Genomic DNA, 21894 nt, shown 5'->3' with positions numbered 1-21894 from the left:
TTTGGCACGCTGTTGAGTTCTCAAGGAACGGACGCTTCCTTTGTACTCACCCTCGCGGGCTTTCCTCCGGGCTTTCGTTCTGTGTTCTTGCGTTTTCGACTCTATCAGACTCTTTCGTGTCCGATTTCCTCGGCGCTTTTCAGGTTCTGCGCTTTCACGCTTTCCCTTTCCAGCGATTCCGACTCTATCAGCGATTCCCTGTCTCTCTGACCACTCACCGCATTACCGAAAGGCATGGGAAGAGCGATCGAGATCAAGATCGGAGCTGAAGAGGAGGAGTCCCGTCCATCAGCCGTTCGCGAGATGTTCACACGTGGCGTCCTGGCGGGAGTCTCGACAGTACAGGCCTGCTGGTGCCCAAGCAAATCGATTCAGGCGTATGGTCTAGTCCACCGGTCTAGTCCACTAGTCTCCGTGCCTAAGGACCAGCCCGGATCAGGACAAGCATCGGGCGAACCCGAACATCCCGTGACATATCCTGCTGAAGAGTACGCCGTTCGCGACAGGCAGTGACGGCGACGCGAGCAGCCCCACCCCTGGGAGGCCCCCATGACCAGCGTGACGTCCCCACTTGCCGGGCGCGCCATCGGACTCGCGGCAGTGCCCGATCCGGTGTTCTCCGGCGCGATGGTGGGACCGGGCACCGCTATTGATCCCGTGCGCGAGCCCTCGGAGGCGGTGTCCCCCGTCGACGGTGTGATCGTCTCCCTGCACCCGCACGCGTACGTAGTAGTCGACGGCGAAGGCCACGGTGTGCTCACGCACCTCGGCATCGACACCGTCCAGCTCAACGGCGAGGGCTTCGAGCTGCTCGTCAACAAGGGCGACACCGTGACCCGCGGTCAGGCTGTCATCCGTTGGAACCCGGCCGCGGTCGAGGCCGCGGGCAAGTCCGCAATCTGCCCCGTCGTGGCGCTCGAAGCAACTGCCGGCTCCCTCTCCGACGTCGTCGAATCCGGGGACGTGAAGGCTGACGACGCTCTCTTCAGCTGGCAGTGAAGCCCTCTGCCTGCACAGGCGAGTCGGACAACCACCGCGGCGGCTGGGGCCGCCGCTCAATCGGAGACGGGTGAAATGGAGACAACGCTGCGAGGCGTCGGCGTGAGCCACGGGGTGGCGATCGGCGAGGTCCGGCACATGGGTACGGCGGTTCTCGAGCCGCCGGCCAAGCGGATCACCGCGGACGAGGCGGAGCGCGAACAGGGGCGCGCCCGCAAGGCCGTGGAGGCTGTATCGGCCGACCTGATCGCGCGCGGCCAGCTGGCCGGTGGCGAGGCCCAGCACGTGCTCGAGGCCCAGGCGATGATCGCCACGGACCCCGAGCTGATGGCGGACGTGGACCGGCGGATCGCCGTCGGCAGCACCGCCGAGCGCGGTATCTACGACGCGTTCGCCTCCTATCGTGACCTGCTCGCGGGGGCCGGCGAGTACATGGCCGGCCGGGTGGCCGACCTGGACGACGTACGGAACCGCATCGTGGCGCGTCTGCTCGGCGTTCCGATGCCGGGTGTGCCGGACAGCGACGAGCCGTACGTGCTGATCGCGCGGGACCTTGCCCCCGCCGACACCGCTCTGCTCGACCCGACGCTGGTCCTCGGCTTCGTCACCGAGGAAGGCGGCCCGACCAGCCACAGCGCGATCCTCGCGCGGGCGCTGGGCGTCCCGGCGATCGTGGCGCTGCCGGGTGCCTGTGAGATCGCCGAGGGTACGGTCATCGCCGTCGACGGCAGCACAGGTGACCTGTTCGTCGAGCCGAGTGACGAGAAGCGGGCCGAGCTGGAGGCCGCGGCCGCCGAGCGCAAGGCCGCTCTCGCCGCGGCGTCCGGTCCGGGCGCGACCTCCGACGGTCACAAGGTGCCGCTGCTGGCCAATGTCGGCGGTCCGGCGGACGTGCCGGCTGCCGTGGAGGCCGGGGCGGAGGGTGTGGGCCTGTTCCGCACCGAGTTCCTGTTCCTGGACGACAGCAAGAAGGCTCCGTCCGAGGAGAAGCAGACCGAGTCCTACCGCAAGGTGCTCGAAGCCTTCCCCGAAGGCCGTGTGGTCGTCCGCGTCCTGGATGCCGGCGCGGACAAGCCGCTGGACTTCCTGACCCCGGCCGACGAGCCGAACCCGGCGCTCGGTGTCCGTGGTCTGCGCTCGCTGCTGGACCACCCGGACGTACTGCGTACGCAGCTCACCGCGCTGGCCAAGGCTGCCGAGGGGTTGCCCGTCTACCTCGAGGTCATGGCCCCGATGGTGGCGGACCGGACCGATGCCAAGGCGTTCGCGGACGCGTGCCGCGCGGCCGGGCTGAAGGCGAAGTTCGGCGCCATGGTGGAGATCCCCTCCGCCGCGCTGCGGGCGCGCTCGATCCTCCAGGAGGTCGAGTTCCTGTCGTTGGGCACCAACGACCTGGCCCAGTACGCCTTCGCCGCCGACCGTCAGGTCGGTGCGGTGTCTCGGCTGCAGGACCCTTGGCAGCCGGCGCTGCTCGACCTGATCGCCATGTCGGCCGATGCCGCCAGGGCGGAGGGCAAGAGCTGTGGTGTCTGTGGCGAGGCCGCTTCGGACCCGCTGCTGGCTTGTGTGCTGACGGGTCTGGGCGTCACCTCTCTGTCGATGGGTGCCGCTTCCATTCCGTACGTGCGCGCGACGCTCGCCAAGTACACCCTGGCGCAGTGCGAGCGCGCTGCGGCCGCGGCGCGTGCGTGCGACAGCGCGGAGGAGGCCCGCGTGGCCGCCCAGGCGGTGCTCTCCGGCGAGTAGCCGCGGAGCGCGGATCGTGTTCGATCGAGGGGCCGTCGCCGGTGGCGAGGGCCCCTCGGCCGTTCTGCCGCGCTCCCCTCTCTCATCCTCCTCTTTCACGCTCCGCTCTTTTCAGTGGTGTGGGCCCGGGCCGTCTACCTCGTAGCCCGGGCAGTACTCGACGCCCGGTTCCGGGGCGACGGGCTCGCCGGTGTCGGCGTCCGTGCAGTAGGCGTTGAACACGGCCGCGGCCGGGAGCACGGCGAGGCGGCCGCGGTCCAGGCGCCAGCCGTGGACCCGGTCCCCGTGGTCCTCGGTGGTGCTGCGCAGTACCAGTCCCCCGGGGCCGCCGAGGGCGAGCCCGGCGGCCAGCACGGTCACGAAGTCGAGGCCGTCACGGCCCTCCATCCGGGGCGGTTCCCCGGGGTCGGTGCCGGTCTCGGCGTGCAGGACGGCGACGAGCTGTTCCGTCTCCGTCGGCACGCTGCACACGAGGTGGTGCCGACCTGGTCCGGCGCCGGCCATGAGCCGTCGGAGCGCGGCCGTGGCGCGCTCGAAGGAGGCATGGCCGATGTCCTCGCCGCAGTCCGCGCAGGTACCGGCGCCGGCGAGGAGCGCGGTCGCATATTCCCAGGTGGCCTGCCGGACGGCCTCGTCCACGAGGAGCGGGACGAGTTCGTCGATGGGCCGGCCGGCATGGGGCACGCCTGCGCCCGTGCCCGCCAGTTCCGCGGTGAACAGGGTGCGGGCCTCGACGGTGTCCGGGTCGAGGCCGTGCTCCGCGGCGTATTCGGCGTACTCCTCGGGATCGAAGAGCGCGACGGTGGTGTGGATGCCCTGGGCCGCGAGGGACCGGAGCAGCCCGTCGACGTGGCGGAGGTAGTCCTGGTGGTCGTCGAACACGAAGCTGCGGTACTCGCGCATGGCGGCGAAGTCCCCGGCGTCGGCCAGGAGGCCGATGGTGCCGGGGACCTCGCGGCGCAGCCTGCGGCGCCGGTCGGTGCCGCTGTTCCTCGCGGTCCGAGCGGTCCGCGTCGTGCTAGCGGTGCGAGCGGTCCGCGAGGTCCTGGCTGTGCTGTTCGTCCCGGTGCTGTCGTTCTTCGGTGGCATGGCTCCCCCTGAGTGGCGCGGTGATCACTTGCTCACTCAGGGTAATCAGAGCCACTGACAGTGGCCTCAGCCGCGGGTGCGGGCCAGCTCCTCGTAGAAGTAGAGGAGGTCGAGGTTGTCGACGGAGCCCGGATTGACCGCCTTGGCCAGCGGGGCTCCCTGCAGGAGGCGCTTGACCGGGACCTCGATGCGCTTGCCGGTGAGGGTGTGCGGGATGCCCGGGACCTCGATGACCTCGTCGGGGACGTGGCGCGGGGAGAGCTCCTCGCGGATGGTCGCCTTGATCTTGGAACGGAGGTCGTCGTCGAGCGTGGCGCCGGGCGCGAGGTGGACGAAGAGCGGCATCCAGTAGCCGCCGTTCGGCTCCTCCAGGCCGATGACCAGGGATTCCTTGATCTCGGGGAGGCGCTCGACGGCCTCGTAGATGTCGGCGGAGCCCATCCGGACGCCCTGGCGGTTCAGGGTGGAGTCGGAGCGGCCGTGGATGATCACCGAGCCGTGGTCGGTGATGGTGATCCAGTCCCCGTGGCGCCAGACGCCCGGGAACATCTCGAAGTAGCTCTCGCGGTAGCGGCTGCCGTCGGGGTCGTTCCAGAACCGGACCGGCATGGACGGCATGGGGTTGGTGACGACGAGCTCGCCGACCTCGCCGACGACGGGCTTGCCGGACGGGTCCCAGGCCTGGAGGTCCGTTCCGAGACAGGCGGCCTGGAGCTCGCCGATGTGGACGGGGAGGGTGGGGACGGCGCCGGCGAAGCAGCTGCAGACGTCGGTGCCGCCGCTGACGGAGGCGATCCACAGGTCCTCGGCCACCTCGTCGTGCAGCCAGCGGAAGCCGTCGGGCGGGAGCGGTGAGCCGGTGGTCGCCACGCACTTGACGGCGGAGAGGTCGAAGTCGCGGGACGGGTGGACCTCGGCCTTGCGGCAGGCCATGACGTACGCGGCGGAGGTGCCGTAGAGGGTGGCCCCGGTCCGCTCGGCGATGCGCCACTGGGCGCCGGTGTCGGGGTAGCCGGGGCTGCCGTCGTACAGGACGACGGTGGTGCCGGTGAGCAGGCCTGAGACGAGGAAGTTCCACATCATCCAGCCGGTGGAGGTGTACCAGAAGAACCGGTCCTCCGGGCCGAGGTCGCAGTGCAGGCCGAGCTGCTTGAGGTGTTCGAGGAGGATGCCGCCCTGGGACTGGACGATGGCCTTGGGCAGGCCGGTCGTGCCGGAGGAGTACAGGACCCAGAGGGGGTGGTCGAAGGGGACCGCCTCGAAGACGGGCTCGGTGTCCGCGGAGGTCAGGTCCGACCAGGCCAGGGCTCCCTCGGGGGCCTGCGTACCCAGCAGCGGGATGTGGACGACGGCGCGCAGCGAAGGCAGCTCGGCGCGGAGTTCGGCGACGGTGTCGCGGCGGTCGTGCTGCTTGCCGCCGTAGCGGTAGCCGTCCACGGTGAACAGGACGACCGGCTCGACCTGCTGGAAGCGGTCGAGGACGCTGCGGGCGCCGAAGTCGGGGGCGCAGGAGGTCCAGACCCCGCCGACGGCGGCGGTGGCGAGAAGGGCGACGACGGCCTCGGGGATGTTGGGGAGGTAGCCGCTGACCCGGTCGCCGGGGCGCACGCCGAGGGCGCGCAGTTCGGCGGCGAGGGAGCCGACCTGGCGGCGGAGCCCGGCCCAGGTGACGGGGGTGGCCTCGTGGGTCTCGTCCACGTACAGCAGGGCGGCGTCGTCGGCGCGGGCCGGGTCCTCGGCGGCGCGCAGGGCGTGCTCGGCGTAGTTGAGGGTGGATCCGGCGAACCAGCGCGCGCCGGGCATGGAGCGGTCGGCGAGGACGGACTGGTACGGGGTGGTGAAGCGGACGTCGAACCACTCGGCGATGGCCTGCCAGAAGGTGTCGAGCTCGTCGACGGACCAGGTGTGCAGGGCGGGGTAGCCGCCCTCGGCGGGGGCTCCGAAGCGCTCCGCCGCCCAGGCCTGGAAGGCGGTGATCCGGGCCGCGGCGATCCGGTCGGGGCCCGGGGCCCAGAGGGGTTCCGGCTGCGTGGCTGAGGTCATGGGTCGGCTCCCGGTCAAGTCTGCGGCTCGCGCTTCGTGTGCGTACGGTGCCATCGCGCGGAGGGTGTACGCACGGTGGCTCACTGGGACGATGCCATGTGATCGACGTCCGCACCAGGGCTGCCCCGGGTGGCCGGGTGAGATCACTTCAAGGGTGAACGGCAGTTGAACGCAGCCCCTTGGTCCGCAGGCCGGTGGCAGGGTGATCGGCATGAACGGTCGTGATCTGGTGCGTGCGGTGAAGGACATCGGTACGGAGCGCGGACGGCGCGCCTGGCTCTCGTCGTGGCGCCACCGGCGTGCGGACGCGGTGGGGCTCGCGCGCCGGGGCGCCGAGCGGGCGCGGGTGCCGGGGCTGCTGACCGGTACGGAGCCGCGGCCGGGCGGGGGTGTGCTGCGGTTCGCGCGGTCGGAGCTGCTGGTGCGGGTCACCGTGGGCGGGGCGGTGTTCTGGGGCTGGGACGGGGCCGGGCCGACTCCTTCGTACGCGGTGGTGGGCACGGGGCCGGAGCCGGATCCGCGGGCGGTGCTGGAGCCGGACACCGAAGGCGGCTGGCGGGTGGTGTCGGAGCGGGTGACGGTGGCGGTGTCCCGGACCGGGGCGGTGGAGGTACGCACGCCGGGCGGGACCGTGCTGCGGCGGGAGCTGCCGCCGCGGTGGTGGGAGCCGGTGGATGCCGTCGACGGCGACGGGGAGGGGGCGGGGGCGCGGTGGCTGCAGCGGGGCGAGGTGGCGGCGGACGCCCGGTTCTTCGGGCTGGGCGGGCGGGCCGCGGGCCCGAGGCTGCGGGACGGGGTGTACCGGCTGTGGAACACGGACCCGAAGGGCGGCTTCGGGCCGGGTGACGATCCGCTCTACCTCACGATGCCGGTGCAGATGGTGGTGGCGGACGCGGGGACGCACCTGGTGTTCCACGACAACCCGTGGGAAGGCCGGGTGGTGTTGCGCGAGGGTGAGGAGGGCGCCGGTTCGGGGGTGGACCGTCCGGGGGCGAGCGAACTGCGCATGGAGGGCGGGCCGCTCAGGTGCTGGGTGCTGGTGGGCACGCCGGCGCGGGTGCTGCAGGGCTGGTCGGGGCTGACGGGTGCGGCGGCGGTGCCGCCGGAGTGGGCGCTGGGGTACCAGCACGCGCGGTGGGGGTTCGGGAGCGCGGCGGAGGTGCGCCGGGTGGTCGGGGGTTACGCGTCGCGCGGGCTCGCGCTGTCGGCCGTACACCTGGACATCGACCACTACGACGGGCACCGGGTGTTCACGGTGGACGAGGAGCGGTTCCCCGATCTGCCGGGGCTGGCGAGGGAGTTGGGGGAGCGGGGGGTGCGGCTCGTCTCGATCGTGGATCCGGCGGTGAAGACGGGGGACGCGGTGCACGCGTCGGGGCGCGCGGTGGGGGCGGGCGGTGCGTTCATACGGGACGCGGAGGGCCGGGAGGTGCGCGGCGAGGTCTGGCCGGGCGAGTGCGTGTACCCGGACTTCACGGATCCGGCGGTGCGGGAGTGGTGGGGCGGGCTGTACGAGGAGCGCCTCGGGCAGGGCTTCGCCGGTTTCTGGCACGACATGAACGAGCCGGTGTCCTTCACCCCCTTCGGGGACGCCACGCTGCCGCGGTCGGCGCGGCACGCGATGGACGGCGCGGGCGGCGACCACCGGGCGGGGCACAACGTGTACGGGCTCGGGATGGCGCGGGCGGGCTGGGAGGGGCTGGTCCGGTTGCGGCCCGCCGAGCGGCCGTTCCTGTTCTCCCGGTCGGGGTGGGCGGGCATGCAGCGGTACGGGGGCACGTGGTCGGGGGATGTGGAGACGAGCTGGGAGGGGCTGCGGGCCTCGCTGGCGCTGGTGCTGGGGCTCGGCCTGTGCGGGGTGCCGTACTCGGGCCCGGACGTCGGCGGCTTCGGCGGGTCCCCCTCCCCCGAGCTGTACCTGCGGTGGCTGCAGCTGGGTGCGTACCTGCCGCTGTTCCGGACGCATTCGGCGATCTGGGCGGGGCGGCGGGAGCCGTGGGAATTCGGGCCCGAGGTGGAGGAGCGGGCGCGCGAGGTGCTCGCGGAGCGGGAGCGGCTGCGGCCGTACTTCGTGACGCTGGCCCACCTGGCGCGGCGGACGGGGGCGCCGTACGTGCGGCCGCTGTGGTGGGGCGCTCCGGAGGAGCGGCGGCTGCGGGACTGCGAGGACGCGTTCCTGCTGGGCGACGCGCTGCTGGTCGCCCCGGTGCTGGAGTGCGGGGCGGACCGGCGGGCGGTACGGCTGCCGCGGGGGCGCTGGTACGACACCGTGAGCGGTGAGGCGTACGAGGGCCCGGGCCAGATCCTGCTGGACGCGCCGCCGGGGCGGATCCCGGTGCTGGCGCGGGCGGGGGCGGTGCTGCCGGTGCGGTCCGCCGCGGGTGACGGCGGGGTGACCCTGGAGGTCTGGGCTCCGGCGCGGGGCCGGACGGGCGGCGGGGTGGTGATCCGGGATCCGGGTCCGGGCTTCGAGCCGGGCGCGGTGGAGCGGTACACCGTGCGGTGGGCCGGGGACTCGGTGGTCGTGGAGTCGGAGACGGGGGATGTGGTGGAGGGCGTCGTCGTACGGGGTCTCGACGCGGCTCAGCAGGCGTAGCGCCCCGCGAACCATGCGGAGGCGGCCTGGGTGTGGAGGGGGAAGGCCAGTTCGGCCGGGGTGCGCAGGATGTGCCAGCCCGTGGTCTCGTCGGTCGGTGTCGAGGCGGGCAGGCCGGCGGCCGGGTGGAGCGGGAGGAGGCCGAAGATCAGGAGGTGGCCGGCCGGGGAGCTGAGGGCGTCGGCCAGGGTGACCTCCGAGGCGGCGGCCTTGATTCCGGTCTCTTCGCGGAGTTCGCGGACGACGGCGTCGCGCCAGTCCTCGCCGAAGTCGATGAAGCCGCCGGGCAGGGCGATGCCGCCGAGGGCCGGGGCGATGGCGCGGGTGATGACGACGAGGCCGGTGCCTTTCGCGTCTTCGACCGGGAGGAGGGCGACGGCCACCGGGAGGGGGTTGCGGTAGGCGGTGGCTCCGCACGCCTCGCAGGCGCGGGGCCAGTCGGTCGCGCTGTAGCGCGCTCCGCAGGTGGAGCAGTGCGAGTCCCTCAGCTGTTCCGGCATCCCGCGATGGTATGCCAAGGGGTACGCGGATGACGGTGGTTGTGGGCTTGCTCGCGGTGCTGGCCGGCGGGGCGGCCCCGCCGGGGTTCGCCGCGTTGCGCGAGGTGGATCCGGGCATCCGGCAGGACATGCGGTACGCGGGTACGCGGGTGCGCGGAATTTCACCGGCGGGGGGGTGGACGGGTACGAGGAGCCGGTGTGCCTGCTGGCCAGGCCGGCCGCGGAGGCGTTGCGGCGGGCGCAGCGGGGGCTGCTGCTGCGCGGCCATTCGCTGCGGGTGTACGACTGTTACCGGCCGCGGCGGGCGGTCGACCGGTTCGTGCGGTGGGCCCGGGAGCCGGACGGCCCGGGTGACCGGGAGGCCAAGGCGGAGTTCTACCCGTAGGTGGAGCGGAGCCGGCTGATTCCCGAGGCGTACATCGCCGAGAAGTCCGGGCACGGCCGCGGGAGTACGGTCGACGTGACGCCGGAGGACCTCTCCGGCCGTGAGGTGGACATGGGGACCGCGTTCGACTCCTTCGATCCGCTCTCCCACACCGACGATCCCCGGATCGTGGGCGCTGCCCGCGCGGGCCGCGAGTTGCTGAGGCGCGCACTCGGTGAGCATGACTTCGTCAACCTCCCTGAGGAATGGTGGCACTTCACCTTCAGGCCCGAGGCCTTTCCCGACACGCATTTCGACTTCCCCGTCGCTGTCGCCGCCGTCCGGCCGTGAGTACCGTGCCCGCATGACTTTCAGTTCGTACGAGGAGTTCTGGCCGTACTACGTCGCCATGCATTCCCGGGCCGCCACTCGCTGGGTCCATCTCGCCGGCACGCTCACCGGCCTCGCGGTGACCGGTTACGGGCTGGCGCGCGGCCGCATGCGCTATCTCGCCGCGCTCCCGCTGATCGGGTACGGGACGGCGTGGCCTGCGCACTTCCTGATCGAGGGGAACAATCCGGCGACCTTCGGGAATCCGGGGTGGTCGCTGCGCGGGGACGCGCAGATGATCCGGATGATGCTGGCCGGCCGGGACGCGGAGCTGGGCGAGATCGCGCGGAAGTGGCTCGCCGAGAACCGGTGACCCGGTAGCCCGCCCGTGGCAGACTCCTGACGATGCGTCAGTTTCTGTAGGGGAGGGGTCTTGGCACTCACACGCACACCCGTCGTGAGCGGGTGGTTCACCGAAAGCACCGCGGACGGCGGCTTCCGGCTGCTCGGTACCCGGTGTTCGGCCTGCACCGCGGTGTTCTTCCCGCGCGAGGACGCGTACTGCCGCAACCCGCACTGTCCCGGCGGCGGCGAGCTCGCCGAGGTGCCGCTGTCCCCGCGCGGGCGGGTCTGGTCCTACACCGACGGGCGCTACCGGCCGCCCGCGCCGTACGTGTCCGACGCGGCCGCGCCCTGGGAGCCGTACACCCTGGTCGCGGTGGAGCTGGAGGCCGAGGGGATGGTGGTGCTGGGGCAGGCGGCGCCCGGGGTGGGTGTCGGCGATCTGGCCGTCGGGATGGAGGTCGAGGTGGTGGGCGGCGTGCTGAACGAGGACGCGGACACCGGGACCGCCTGGACCACCTGGCGGTTCAAGCCGGTCGGAGGTGCGGCGTGAGCGCGGACATCGCCGTCCTCGGGGCGGGAATGCACGCCTGGGGCAAGTGGGGCCGCAGTTTCGTCGAGTACGGGCGGGCCGCCGCGCGGGCGGCGCTGGCGGACGCCGGACTGGACTGGTCGGACGTGGGGTCGATCGTCGGCGCCGACACGGTGCGCTCCGGCTACCCGGGCTACGTGGCAGGTGCGACCTTCGCCCGGGCGCTGGGCTGGCAGGGCGCCCGGGTGACCAGCGTGTACGCGGCCTGCGCCTCCGGCGCCCAGGCGATCGGGGCGGCCCGGGCGCAGATCCTGGCCGGACTGGCGGACGTGGTCCTGGTGGTGGGCGCGGACGCGGCGCCCAAGGGGTTCTTCGCGCCGGCGGGCGGCGACCGGCCGGACGATCCGGACTGGCTGCGCTTCCGCGTGCTGGGCGCCACCAATCCGGCGTACTTCGCGCTGTACGCCCGTCGCCGGATGGCCGTGTACGGGGACACACCGGAGGACTTCGCCCAGGTCAAGGTGAAGAACGCGGCCGCCGGTGCGCTCAACCCGAACGCCCGCTACCGCAGCGCGGTCACCGCCGAGGAGGTCGCCGCGTCGGCGGTGGTCGCCGATCCGCTCCGGCTGCTCGACATCTGCGCCACCTCCGACGGGGGCGCGGCCCTGGTGCTGACCAGCATGGACTTCGCGCGCTCGCGCGGGGTCGCGGACCCGGTGCGGATCCGGGCCGTGTCGACGGTGACTCCCACGTATCCGCGTACGGTGCTGGACCTCCCGGACATCGCCACGGACTCGGCGGTGGCCGTCGGCCCCGCGGCGGGCTCCTTCCGGTCCTCGATCGCGCGCGCCGCGTACGAGGAGGCGGGCCTCGGCCCGGACGACCTCTCGCTCGCCGAGGTGTACGACCTGTCCACCGCTCTGGAGCTGGAGTGGTACGAGGACATCGGCCTGTGCGGGGAGGGCGAGGGGGCCAAGCTCGTCCGGGAGGGGGCGACGGCCCTGGGCGGGCGGGTCCCCGTCAACACGAGCGGGGGGCTGGCTTCCTTCGGGGAGGCTGTTCCGGCGCAGGCCATCGCGCAGGTGTGCGAGCTGACGTGGCAGCTGCGGGGTACGGCCGGGGACCGGCAGGTGCCGGGGGCCCGGGCCGGGATCACCGCGAACCAGGGCCTGTTCGGCCACGGGTCGGCCGTCGTCGCCGTGCGCTGAGCGGGCGTTCCCGGCGGGTTGTCACCGATGGCTGTTTCCGGAGGTTTTGCCGACGGGCGCGCCGGCGGGTGTGCCGGAACGCTTGACGGCCCCCGGGGGCGGGTTCACACTCGCTCCACGGTCCCGCAACCGCTTCCGGGACACCCGAATCCCCCCGTGAGAGCTGCGGCCCGTACCCCAGTCGGCGGGGGTACGGGCCGCCTCCACGTCAGGCCCCGGCGGTGAGGCTCCGGCGCCGCGCCCGTGCCAGGGACATCGCGTGTTCCACGACCCCGACGAGCACGTCCTTCACGGACTCCCGGTCCCTCGCATCGCAGAGCAGCACCGGCACCCCGGCATCGAGGTCGAGTGCTTCCCGTACGGTCACCACGGGGTGCCGGTCCGCGCCGTCGAAACAGTTCACGGCGACGACGAACGGGAGCTCACGCCGCTCGAAGTAGTCGATGGCGGCGAAGCAGTCGGCGAGGCGGCGGGTGTCCGCGAGGACCACGGCGCCGAGCGAGCCCTGGGCCAGCTCGTCCCACAGGAACCAGAACCGGTCCTGCCCGGGCGTGCCGAACAGGTACAGGACCAGGTCCTCGCGCAGCGTGATGCGCCCGAAGTCCATGGCCACGGTGGTGGTGTTCTTGCCCTCCACTCCCCCGGTGTCGTCGATGGCGGCGCCCGGCTCCGAGAGGAGTTCCTCGGTCCGCAGCGGTCTGATCTCGCTTACCGCACTGACCAGGGTGGTCTTGCCCACCCCGAAACCGCCCGCGACCAGGATCTTCAAGGTCAGCGGCTCGACCGGTGACACGGCGTGCATGGCACCGGTGCGGCTAGAGCGCCCGAAGGCCATCGATCACCTCACGCAGAATGGATTCATCGGGCAGTTCGGCCGGCGGTACCGGCCGGGTCACATGGACCAGTTCCTCGTCGGTCAGGTCGCCGATCAGGACCCGGACGACGCCGACCGCGAGGTCGAGCTCGGCCGCGATTTCGGCGACCGACTGCGGGCGGTCCCGGCACAGCCCGAGGATGTGGGCGTGTTCCGGGGACAGCGTCAGGTCCCAGACCGGGTCGTCGGCGGCCGGTTCGGCGACGACGAGCGCGATCAGGTCGAGCCGGTGCTGGCCCGCGTGGCTGGTCCGGCCGCGGGTCATGGCGTACGGACGTACGACGGGACCCGCGTCGTCGTCGAACCAGTGCGCGTGGTCGGGGGCGGGGTCCCGGTCCCCGGCCGGAGTGCGGGTGGGGCGGTCCTGGCCTGAATCGCTCATGCCGTCCGACTCACCCTCCGGCTGGCAGCCCGGTGCGCGGGGCGATGGCCAGGTGGTCGCCGACTCGCTTGACCATCAGGGTCATCTCGTACGCGACCTGTCCGACGTCGGAGTCGGCGTCGGCGAGCACGGCCAGGCAGCTGCCGTCACCGGCCGCCATGACGAACAGGAAGGCCTCGTCGAGCTCGACCACCGTCTGGCGGACCGTGCCGGAGTCGAAGTGCCGGCCGACTCCCTTGGCCAGGCTGTGGAAGCCGGAGGCCACGGCCGCCAGGTGCTCGCTGTCCTCGCGGGTCAGGTCCTTGGAACTGCCGGTGGGCAGGCCGTCGCCCGACAGGACCACCGCCTTGCGGATGGAACCGACCTTGTCGACGAGCTCGTCGAGGAGCCAGTTGAGCGGGCCGGAGCCGCGGCCCCTGGTGTCGTTTCCGGTCTGCGGTGCGGTCATCGACCGTCCCCTTCGTTCTCGTATCCCGGACCGGTTGCGGCGGAGGTGCCTGCATCGGTCTCGGACTGCTGCTGAGCGTGCTGCTTGCGGCCCGCCGTCCAGCCTCGCTGGAGTGCGGACATGCGCGTGCGTACGTCCTCGGCGTCGCGGTCCGCCACCGGGGCGGTGGCCGCGGCGTCGGAGGCGGCGGCCGGGGCGTTCTTGAGCTGCGGGGCCAGGCTGGCCTGGCGGACCCGGCGCGGGAGCCCGGCGCTCGCGGCACCGGGCGTTGCGGGTGCGCCGGCCCCACCGGGTGCGGGGGTCGGCGCGGGCTTCGGGACCACGGACACCGGGCGCGGCGCCACGCGGCGGCCGTGCTCGGCGACCAGGGTCGGGGTGGGGCGGCGGCGCGGCAGCGGGACGGCTCCCGGGGAGCGGGGTCCGTCGGGGCGGAGGGTCTCCGCCCGCTGGGTGTCGACGCGCTGGGTGTCGAGCCGGACCGGGCCGGTGGGGACCGGCGTCTCGCGGTCGCCCGGGCGGCCGTCGGGCCGGTCGGCGTGCCCGTCGGCGTGACGGTCCCGGTGCCGGTCGGTGTGCGGGCGGTCCGCCGGGCGCAGCCCCAGCAGGGCGCTGCGCGGGGTGCCGGTCGGCGGGGTCTCGTCGTCCAGGGTGGCCATGGCCGGACGAACGCCCGCGCCGGCCGGGGCGGCGGGCTCCGCGTCGAGGCCGAGGACGTCGATCGGGGCTTCCAGCTCGACCGGGCCGCGCAGTTCGGGGGCCGACAGCGGGCGGCCGGCGCCGGCGTGGGCCCGCTCGACGGCGGCGGGCACGGACCGCGCGGACGGGATCCTGCCGGACCGTCCGGCCTTGCCGGCCGCGTCGAGCCGGATGCCCGTGCCGTTGGTGTCGGGTGCATCGGTCAGCAGGGCCGCGGGGAGGAAGACCACCGCGGTGGTGCCCCCGTACGGGCTGGGCTGGAGGACGACCTTGACGCTGTGGCGCTGCGCGAGGCGGCTGACGACGAACAGGCCGAGGCGGTCGGTGTCGGAGAGTTCGAAGTCGGGTGTCTCGGCGAGCCGGAGGTTCGCGTCGAGCAGCGCTTCGGGGTTCATGCCGAGGCCGCGGTCGTGGATCTCCAGGGTGAAGCCGTTGGCGACGCGTTCGCCGAGCACCTGGACCGCGGTGTGCGGCGGCGAGAACACGGTGGCGTTCTCCAGGAGTTCGGCGACGAGGTGGGTGACGTCGGCGACGGCGGGGCCGGCGATGCCCAGGCGCGGGAGCCGGCGCACCTCGATGCGCTCGTAGTCCTCGACCTCGGCGACGGCGGCCCGTACGACGTCCATCAGCTGGACGGGCTTGCGCCACTGGCGGGAGGGCGCGGCGCCGGAGAGGATCACCAGGCCTTCGGCGTGGCGGCGCATGCGGGTGGTCATGTGGTCGAGGCGGAAGAGGTCGGCGAGCTCCTCGGTGTCCTCGGTGCGGCGCTCCATGGTGTCGAGGAGGGTCAGCTGGCGGTGCAGGAGCACCTGGTTGCGGCGGGCGAGGTTGACGAAGACCTCGGAGACGCCGCGGCGCAGCTCGGCCTGCTTGACGGCGGCCTCGACGGCGGCGCGCTGGAGGGAGTTGAGGGCCTGGCCGACCTGGCCGACCTCGTCCTTCTCGTACTCCAGGTGGGGCGCCTCGGTCTCCACGTCCACCTGCTCGCCCGCGGCGAGGCGGCGCATCACGCTCGGCAGCCGGACGCCGGAGGCCTCGTGGGCCTCCTTGCGGAGCCGGGACAGGTCGCGGACCAGGTCGCGGCCGATGCGGACGGAGAGGAAGAGGGAGAAGGCGAGGGCGATGAAGCCGAGGACGCCGGCGACCGCGGCCTGGACCAGGACGTCCATGGCGACGGGTTCGACGCGCTTTTGGTAGCGGTCGCCGGCGTCGGTGCCCATGACGGCGAGCTCGTCGAGGACCTTGGTCGCGGCCTCGTCCCACTGGGCGGCCGTGACGCGCGGGTTCTTGCCCGCGCCGCCTGCGAGGAAGCGCTCCTCCGCGTCGCGCAGCAACTTGGTCTCGGCGGCGCCCCAGTAGTGCTCGAAGCGCTCGCGGTCGCCGGCCGGGAGGATCGCGAGGTTGAAGTCGTAGAGCAGGGTGCGGTTGGCGACGAAGTCGGAGACGTGGCGCAGGTCGGCGGCGCTGACGTTGCGCGCGGCGAGCGCGGAGGCGATGACGGCGTCCTCGCGGGAGAGCGTCTCGCGGGCGCGGGTGATACCGACGAGGGCGCGGCCCTGTTTGTCCATCTCGACGTTCTCCAGCGCGTGGAGATTCATGAGGAACTCGTAGCAGGGGTCGACGAGTCGGCCGTAGAGGTCCAGCGCCTGACTAGGGTCGAGGGTGTTCTCGTCGACCGAGCGGCGGAGGGCTCCGATGCCGTGCAAGGCGCCCAGGATGCTCCGCAGGCGCTGGGCGTTCTGCGGGCTCAGCTCTTCGATGACCTCGGGGTCGCGGGCGCTCGCGCTCATCTTCTCGACGATTTCGTCGGTGGCGGCGCGGCGCTTGGCGAGCTCCGTGGTGGCGGTGGAGGCACGGGGGTCGCCGATGACGACGAGGGTCTGGCGGCGTTCCTTCTGGATGACGCGGACGACGTCCTCGATGGGATAGCCGACCTTGTCGATGACGTAGGCGACGTCGAGGAGTTGGACGGCCTCGCGGCCGGTGATGACGGTCGCGAAGCCCCAGAGGGCGGTCAGGGAGACGAGCGGCACAAGGAGCAACGCCACGATCTTCCGGCGGATGGACTTCCCGCGAAAGCGCATGGCCTCCCCAGCCTCCCCCAGCTCAACCCCGTTGTCGGGGGGTTCGGTGTTCCGTCATTTAAACGGCGTGAGCCTACTACTGCCGGGGGGCGGCTTCGAAGGCGTGTCCGGACATTTTCGGCCGGACCCCTGGCCGAAGATCGGGAGTTGTCCGATACTTCCGGTCAAGTGCCGCCCGATATGTGGCAGATGACACTTGGTGAGGCGTCAGTTCCCGCAATTGGATGGATGGCTGGAATTATTCGTTCCGCGATCAACGGGCCCGGTGGTGACGGTGTCCGTGAAGCGGGAATCTCTCGGCGGCGCCGTACGTCTTCTGTTCGGGGGTACACGTCGGGGTGGACGTGGCCGGGTAGGCATGGCGGGGTAGGCGTTGCGGACCGCGCGGTGGGGAGTGAGCGGACCATGAACGGACATGTGGGCGGCGGCGCGCAGGACGGTGGCGCAGGTGCGGGCGCACGTGAGGGCGTCGGCGGCGCGGGCGGGCGCGGGCTGTGGGTCGAGGAGCCGGCCCGGCGGCGGAGGATGCCGGATCCGGTGCGGACGTCGGCGGTGCGGTCGGTGCTGATCGTGGCCCTGACGCTGACGCAGGCGACGGTCACCTTCTTCCTCACGCTGACCGGCTCGTGGCTGGCCTTCCCGATGGCGCTCGGCGCGGTCGCGGGGACGATCGTCGCCACCTGGGGCGTGCTGGACGTGTGGATCACCCGGCAGACGTGGAACCAGCGGTACGGGGTGGTCTCGGAGCCGAGCAGCACGGCCCGCAGCCGCCGTCGGGAGGCCCGCCGGGCCGCCAAGGCCGCCCGTGCGGCGCGCAAGGCCGCCCCGGCGCGAATACCCCGCGAGGACGGCCCGCTCGCGGCGTTCGGCCGCCGCTGACCGCGCACCCGGCGGCCGCCGGCTCCCGCCCGGCCGCCCTGACCGGCCCGGCGGCCCCCGGACCCGCCTGGCGGGCGGAGTCCGGGGCGGCGGGGCTCAGCTCCGGCGGAACATGCGGGTGGCCGTGATCTCGCCGTGGATGGTCTCCGCCTCCGGGGACTGCTGCGGCAGGCCCGGGCGGAGGTGTTCCTCCACGCTGATGTACTTCAGGCCCGCCCTCAGGTCCGCGTCGTTGCGCAGGCGGATGACCAGCGGGAACTCGGCGAGCGCCGTGGTGTCGAACAGGCCCGTCGTGTACAGCAGCTGGACACCGAGCGCGTCGGAGACGGCCCGCTGGAGCTCCAGCAGGTACGTGGCGTTCGCGCGGCCGATCGGGTTGTCGAGGAACAGCGTGCCCGCGTGGCGGTGCTTGTCGCGTCCGCGGTCGTTGCTGCGCAGCGCCGCCATCGTGCAGTACAGCGCGATCGCGGCGGTCAGCAGCTGCCCGCCGGAGAACACGTCCCCCATCTGCCCGACCGGCACGCGCTCGGCGCGCAGCACCGCGTCCGGCTTGAGGATCTCCACGGAGATGCCCTTGGGTTCGAGGGCTGCCTGGACACCTCGCAGCAGCAGGGACATGCCGTCGCGGCGGCCCTCGCCGAAGGAGGCGGTGCTGTTCTTCTTCACGGCCGCGCGGGTGGCCTCGTCGATGACCTCGCCGAGCCGCTCGGTGAGCGTGGCCTGGTCCGGCTCCTCGAAGCGGATCCGCAGGAACTCCTGCCCCGACCACTCCCCCAGCCCTTCCGGCAGCTGGGACAGGCGCTGGGCCGAGCGGAGTGTGGCCAGGGCCGATTCCACGAGGCCGCGCAGGCGGTCGACGATGCTGTCGCGGTTGCGCTCCAGCTGCGCCAGTTCGTCGGTGAGGACGCGCAGCCGCGGCGCGAAGGCCGTGGCCCAGGCCGCCGCGTGCTCGGGCAGGGCGGAGGCGGGCAGTTCGCGGATCTGCTGCCGCGCGGGGGTGCGTACCTGCTCGTACCGGTTGGAGTTGGCGTGCCTGACCAGGATGTCGCTCGCCTCGCGCACCGCGGCCTCGGCGGCCGAGAGGTCGGCCGCGCAGCCGCGCAGGGAGCGGCGGGCCTCCGTGGCGGACTGGCGGGCCTCCTCCAGGGTGCCCGGGTGGGGCACCGGCTCCTGCTCGTCTTCGGCGTGCGTGTGGTCGCGCAGGAGGTCGCGCAGCATGGCCGCGGTCTCGTCGAAGCCGCCGGCGCCGTCCTCGGCGGTGCGGTGGGCCTGCAGCAGGTCCGCGTGGGCGGCCCGGGCGCTCTCCACCGCGGCGGTGTGGGCGGCGAGCTGCGCGGTGGCCGTGCGCAGCAGGCCCTGTGCCTGCTCGACGTCCTCGGGGATGAGCTCCTCGGGCAGATCCGTGTGCGCCCCGCCCTCGGCGGGGGCGTGCCGTTCGGCCTCGCCGCGCAGCCGGCCGAGCTGCTCGCTCGCGTGGGAAGCCCGGGTCTCCAGCATCTGGACGAGGGACTCGGCGCGGGCCGCGGCCGCCTGCCGGGACGGGCCGTCGGCTCCGTCGGTGCTTTCGAGGAGCTGGGCGGCGCGGGTGCGGACCTTGTTGGTGAGGCGGTCGAGTTCGGCGAGGGCGGCGCTCTCGTCGCTCTCGGCGCGGGCCTGTTCGGCACGCAGGTCGGCGCCGACGCCGACCTTCTCGTAGAGCTGGGACGCGGCGCGGTAGGCCTCGCGGAGGTCGGGGAGCGGCGCCTTGGCCGTCCCGTCGTCCTCGGGGAGGGGCTCGGGGGCGCCGGCGATCTCGGCGCGCTCGGCCCGCAGGGCGCGGGCGGTGCGGCGGGCGTCGTCGGCGGCCCGCTGGGCGGCGCGGCGGTCCTCGTCGGCGGCGCGGGCCCGGTCCAGGCAGACCTCGGCGCGTGCTTCGGATTCGGCGGCCTCGTCGGCGAGTTCACGCAGTCGGGCCTGCCAGCCGGCGCGTTCGCGCAGGCGGAAGGCGAGCCCGGCGAGGGCGTCGGCGACCCGGCGGGCGCGCTGGGCGGTGTCCTGCCGCTCGTCGCGGACCCGGGCCGCGTCGGCGGCGGCCTCGTCGGCCTCCGCTCGTACGGTACGGGCCTCCGCGAGCTCGGCGTCGGCCTCCTCGGCGAACGCTCGGGCGGCCGTGGCCTGCTGCGCCAGCTCGGCGAGGCGGCCGGCCGGGCAGCCGGTGCGCCAGGAGGCGAGCCGGGCGGCGAGCTCGCGGTCCCCGGCGAGGCGCGCGGCGAGTTCGCGGATCTCGGTGTCCCGGGCGGTGGCGCGGGTGCGCAGCGCCTGGCGCTCCTCGTCGGCGGCGTGCTCGTCGTGCATGGCCGGGTTCGGCGGTACGAGAAACACCGCGTCGTCGTCGGTCTGCGGGACGGGGGCCAGCAGGGCGGCGGCCGTGCCGACGGCGACGGTGGAGCGGGGCAGCAGGGCGGCGCCGGAGAGGACCTCGCGGGCGCGGGTGTGGGTGTCGGGGTCGGTGATGACGACGCCGTCGACGAGTTCGGGGCGGGCGGCGAGGACGGCGGCGTGGTCGGCGGGGTCCACGGACTGCGCGAGGTAGCGCCAGCCGGGGAGGGCGGGGATGCCGTGTTCGCCGAGGTACTCGACGGTGGCGAGGACGTCGGGGCCGGGCGGCAGCAGTCCGCCGTCGCCGAGGGCGCCGAGGATGCGGGCGTCGTCGGCGGCGGCGGTGCGCAGCTCGAACAGCTGGCGTTCGGCCGCCGCGACTCCGTCGGTCAGCAGGTGGTGGAGGTCCTCCGCGTTCCGGTCGAGGTCCTCGGCGGTGAGCCGTCCGGCGGCGGAGCGGTGGTCCTGGGCCGTGCCAGGGTCGCCGGATCGGTCCTGGCGCCCGTCCTGGTGCCCGTCCGGGCTGGAGACCTCGCCCCGGGGCCCGGGAAGGCCCGGGGCCTGGACGGGGGTGGCCGGGAGGCCCAGGAGGTCGGCCAGGCGCGGGGATCCGGCGAGGGAGGCCGCGGCGCGGTGTTCCGCGTCGTGGGAGGCTTCGGCCGCGTCGGCGGCGTCCGCGGCGCGGGCGGCGGTGAGTTCGGCACGGGATTCCGCGGCGGCCGCCTCACGGGCGGCGTCGGCTGCGGCGCGGGCGGCCTCTCGGGACTCGTCCCAGGCGGCGACCGCGGTCTTCTCGGCGTCGGTGGCCGCGAGGGCGGCGCGGGCCGGGTCGGCGTCGGGCGCGGAGTCGTCGAGCCAGCCGGCCCGGACGGCCTCGGCGGTCTCCTGCTGGACCTCGCCGAGGCGCGAGCGCAGGTGCTCGGCCTCGCTGCGCGCGCGCTGCGCGGCCGTGGCGGCGGCGGTCGCGTCCCGGTGGGCGGCCTCACCGATGGCCTGCAGCCCGGCGGAACGCTCCTCCTCCTCGTTGGCGACCCGCTCGCCGTGCTCGGCGGCGGTGTGCAGGGCCCGTACGAGCTCGGCGGCGGCCGTGGCGCGCGCGGCCAGCGCCGGGGCGGCGTCCCGCTCGGCCTCCAGGATCGCGGCGGCGACCCGGGCGGAGCGGTCGGCGGCGGCGCGGTGGCGCAGTACGTTCTCGGCGGCCTGCCAGGCGGAGTGCAGCGTGCGCGCTTCGAGGAGTTCGCGGCGCTGGGCGGCGGCCGCCTTGTCGGCGACGGTCAGGGCCAGCGAGGCGTGCCGGTAGGCGAGTTCGGCGGAGACCGCGGCGCTGCGGGCGCGCGCGGACTCGGCGGCGGTGACCTGGTGGGCGGCGCCGGTGACGCGCTGCGCGAGGTCGGCGGCCCGGCCGCGTTCCTCGGCGGCGCGGGCGGACAGCCGCCGGGCGAGGGTGCGCGTACGGCGTTCGGCGCCCGCGTGGACGTCGCGCAGCCGGGAGCGGGTCCCGGCGGCCTCCACGATCTTGGTGAGCAGGTCCACCGAACCGGCTGTGAAGTCCCGCTCGGCCATCAGCTCGGCGCGGCGGCCCAGCTTGTTGCCGAAGCCGTGGACGAGGTCGGCGAGGCCGTCCGTGTCACGGGTGTCGGTGACGGCGCGCAGCAGGAGGTCGGTGAAGTCGGAGTCCTTCTTGACCGCGAAGAGACCTGCGGCCTCACCCTCGTCGGCGTTCATCTCGCGCTGGTAGCGGAAGAGTTCGGGGTCGAGGCCGAGTTCGGTGAGGTGCTCGTTCCAGCGGTCGTGGATCTCCTCGAAGTAGACCTCCAGGTGCGGGTACGCCTTGCCGGACTCGGTGAGGGCGTCGCGGAAGCCCTTCATGGTGCGGCGGCGGCCCTGGGCTCCGGAGGCGCCTTCGACTGGCGGGCGGACCGCGGTGGCCTCGGCGACGGGGAGGTTGTCCAGGCTCAGGCCCGGGCCGGGGCGGAAGGAGTACCAGGCCTCGGCGAACTTGCGCGGGTCGTTGGAGACCTGGCGGCCGCGCCATTCGCTGACCTTGCCGACGACCACGCACTCGCCGGTCTGGGTGTGCTGCCATTCCAGGGCCACGTGGCCGCAGTCGTCGGCGAGCAGGAACTTGCGCAGCACGCCGGAGCTGGCGCCGCCGAGGGTGTTGCGGTGCCCGGGGAGCATCACCGAGAAGATCAGCTTGAGGAGGACGGACTTGCCGCCGCCGTTCTCCAGGAAGAGCACGCCGGCGGGCGCGGGGCGGCGCGGCGGGCCGGTGGGCTCGTCCTCGAAGAACTCCGCCTGGGCCGGCGCCGGGTGGGGCACCGGCTCGCCGACTCCGCGCAGGTCGAGCACGGTGTCGGCGTAGCGCGCGCCGGCGGGCCCGATGGAGTAGAGGCGGATCCGGGACAGCTCGTACATGGCGGC

General features: G+C 73.6%; 16 protein-coding genes and 1 pseudogene. 9 read left to right on the top strand and 8 right to left on the bottom strand.

Annotated elements, in window-relative coordinates; all coding sequences use genetic code 11:
• The 3 genes from ACFYOB_RS38655 to ptsP all read left to right on the top strand — a co-directional run.
• On the top strand, positions 1 to 210 hold a 210-nt coding region (locus tag ACFYOB_RS38655; protein WP_388568968.1), incomplete at its 5' end, for a hypothetical protein.
• Positions 211 to 549: 339 nt separating this feature from the next.
• Complete coding sequence (locus ACFYOB_RS38650; protein WP_388568966.1) at positions 550 to 999, top strand: PTS glucose transporter subunit IIA; 450 nt, start codon at positions 550 to 552, stop codon at positions 997 to 999.
• Between the two features lie 75 nt (positions 1000 to 1074).
• Complete coding sequence (ptsP, locus tag ACFYOB_RS38645) at positions 1075 to 2745, top strand: phosphoenolpyruvate--protein phosphotransferase (protein ID WP_388568964.1); 1671 nt, start codon at positions 1075 to 1077, stop codon at positions 2743 to 2745.
• A 111-nt stretch (positions 2746 to 2856) separates the two neighbouring features.
• Here the strand turns inward: ptsP and ACFYOB_RS38640 are convergent, their stop codons facing one another.
• Together ACFYOB_RS38640 and ACFYOB_RS38635 are read right to left on the bottom strand one after the other, a co-directional pair.
• Positions 2857 to 3834, bottom strand: coding sequence for a hypothetical protein (locus ACFYOB_RS38640; protein ID WP_388568961.1), 978 nt, complete (start codon positions 3832 to 3834; stop codon positions 2857 to 2859).
• 66 nt (positions 3835 to 3900) lie between these two features.
• Positions 3901 to 5877, bottom strand: a complete 1977-nt coding sequence (locus ACFYOB_RS38635; protein WP_388568959.1) for an acetoacetate--CoA ligase — start codon at positions 5875 to 5877, stop codon at positions 3901 to 3903.
• A gap of 211 nt (positions 5878 to 6088) precedes the next feature.
• On the opposite strand from ACFYOB_RS38635, the gene ACFYOB_RS38630 reads away from it, so the two are divergent.
• On the top strand, positions 6089 to 8473 hold the full coding sequence (locus ACFYOB_RS38630) for a TIM-barrel domain-containing protein (RefSeq protein ID WP_388568957.1): 2385 nt from the start codon (positions 6089 to 6091) through the stop codon (positions 8471 to 8473).
• On the opposite strand, the gene ACFYOB_RS38625 is transcribed toward ACFYOB_RS38630, so the two are convergent.
• Positions 8461 to 8973: an NUDIX domain-containing protein gene (locus ACFYOB_RS38625; protein WP_388568955.1), complete on the bottom strand. Its 513-nt coding sequence runs from the start codon at positions 8971 to 8973 to the stop codon at positions 8461 to 8463. The genes ACFYOB_RS38630 and ACFYOB_RS38625 overlap by 13 nt on opposite strands.
• A 29-nt stretch (positions 8974 to 9002) precedes the next feature.
• On the opposite strand from ACFYOB_RS38625, the pseudogene ACFYOB_RS38620 reads away from it, so the two are divergent.
• The 4 genes and pseudogenes from ACFYOB_RS38620 (at position 9003) to ACFYOB_RS38605 (ending at position 11749) form a co-directional block, all read left to right on the top strand.
• Positions 9003 to 9688, top strand: a pseudogene (locus tag ACFYOB_RS38620) (M15 family metallopeptidase).
• Positions 9689 to 9701: 13 nt separating this feature from the next.
• A complete protein-coding gene (locus ACFYOB_RS38615) occupies positions 9702 to 10040 on the top strand; it encodes an Mpo1-like protein (protein WP_388568953.1) in 339 nt (112 codons plus the stop codon).
• Positions 10041 to 10100: 60 nt separating this feature from the next.
• Complete coding sequence (locus ACFYOB_RS38610) at positions 10101 to 10562, top strand: Zn-ribbon domain-containing OB-fold protein (protein ID WP_388568951.1); 462 nt, start codon at positions 10101 to 10103, stop codon at positions 10560 to 10562.
• Positions 10559 to 11749: a lipid-transfer protein gene (locus ACFYOB_RS38605; RefSeq protein ID WP_388568948.1), complete on the top strand. Its 1191-nt coding sequence runs from the start codon at positions 10559 to 10561 to the stop codon at positions 11747 to 11749. Before ACFYOB_RS38610 ends, ACFYOB_RS38605 begins: the two co-directional genes overlap by 4 nt.
• Before the next feature lie 208 nt (positions 11750 to 11957).
• On the opposite strand, the gene ACFYOB_RS38600 is transcribed toward ACFYOB_RS38605, so the two are convergent.
• From ACFYOB_RS38600 to ACFYOB_RS38585, 4 genes are read right to left on the bottom strand one after another with little or no spacing between them, the layout of a single operon-like run.
• Complete coding sequence (locus tag ACFYOB_RS38600; protein WP_388568946.1) at positions 11958 to 12584, bottom strand: ATP/GTP-binding protein; 627 nt, start codon at positions 12582 to 12584, stop codon at positions 11958 to 11960.
• A complete protein-coding gene (locus ACFYOB_RS38595; RefSeq protein ID WP_388568943.1) occupies positions 12565 to 13005 on the bottom strand; it encodes a DUF742 domain-containing protein in 441 nt (146 codons plus the stop codon). Before ACFYOB_RS38595 ends, ACFYOB_RS38600 begins: the two co-directional genes overlap by 20 nt.
• A 10-nt stretch (positions 13006 to 13015) precedes the next feature.
• Entirely contained in the window at positions 13016 to 13453 is a 438-nt protein-coding gene (locus ACFYOB_RS38590; protein WP_388568940.1) for a roadblock/LC7 domain-containing protein, read from the bottom strand.
• Positions 13450 to 16233 carry a nitrate- and nitrite sensing domain-containing protein gene (locus tag ACFYOB_RS38585; protein ID WP_388568937.1) on the bottom strand — a complete coding sequence of 928 codons (2784 nt, stop codon included), beginning with the start codon at positions 16231 to 16233 and terminating at the stop codon, positions 13450 to 13452. The genes ACFYOB_RS38590 and ACFYOB_RS38585 overlap by 4 nt, the downstream gene beginning before the upstream one ends.
• Before the next feature lie 405 nt (positions 16234 to 16638).
• Here ACFYOB_RS38585 and ACFYOB_RS38580 point away from each other — a divergent pair, with 405 nt between their 5' ends.
• Positions 16639 to 17112, top strand: coding sequence for a hypothetical protein (locus ACFYOB_RS38580; RefSeq protein ID WP_388568934.1), 474 nt, complete (start codon positions 16639 to 16641; stop codon positions 17110 to 17112).
• Between the two features lie 96 nt (positions 17113 to 17208).
• On the opposite strand, the gene ACFYOB_RS38575 is transcribed toward ACFYOB_RS38580, so the two are convergent.
• Positions 17209 to 21888, bottom strand: a complete 4680-nt coding sequence (locus tag ACFYOB_RS38575) for a hypothetical protein (RefSeq protein WP_388568932.1) — start codon at positions 21886 to 21888, stop codon at positions 17209 to 17211.
• Positions 21889 to 21894 lie beyond the last annotated feature (6 nt).

The organism is Streptomyces sp. NPDC006463, from assembly GCF_042870715.1.
In the GTDB taxonomy this organism is placed as follows: Bacteria; Actinomycetota; Actinomycetes; order Streptomycetales; family Streptomycetaceae; genus Streptomyces.
This window is presented reverse-complemented; position numbering and strand designations above follow the sequence as displayed.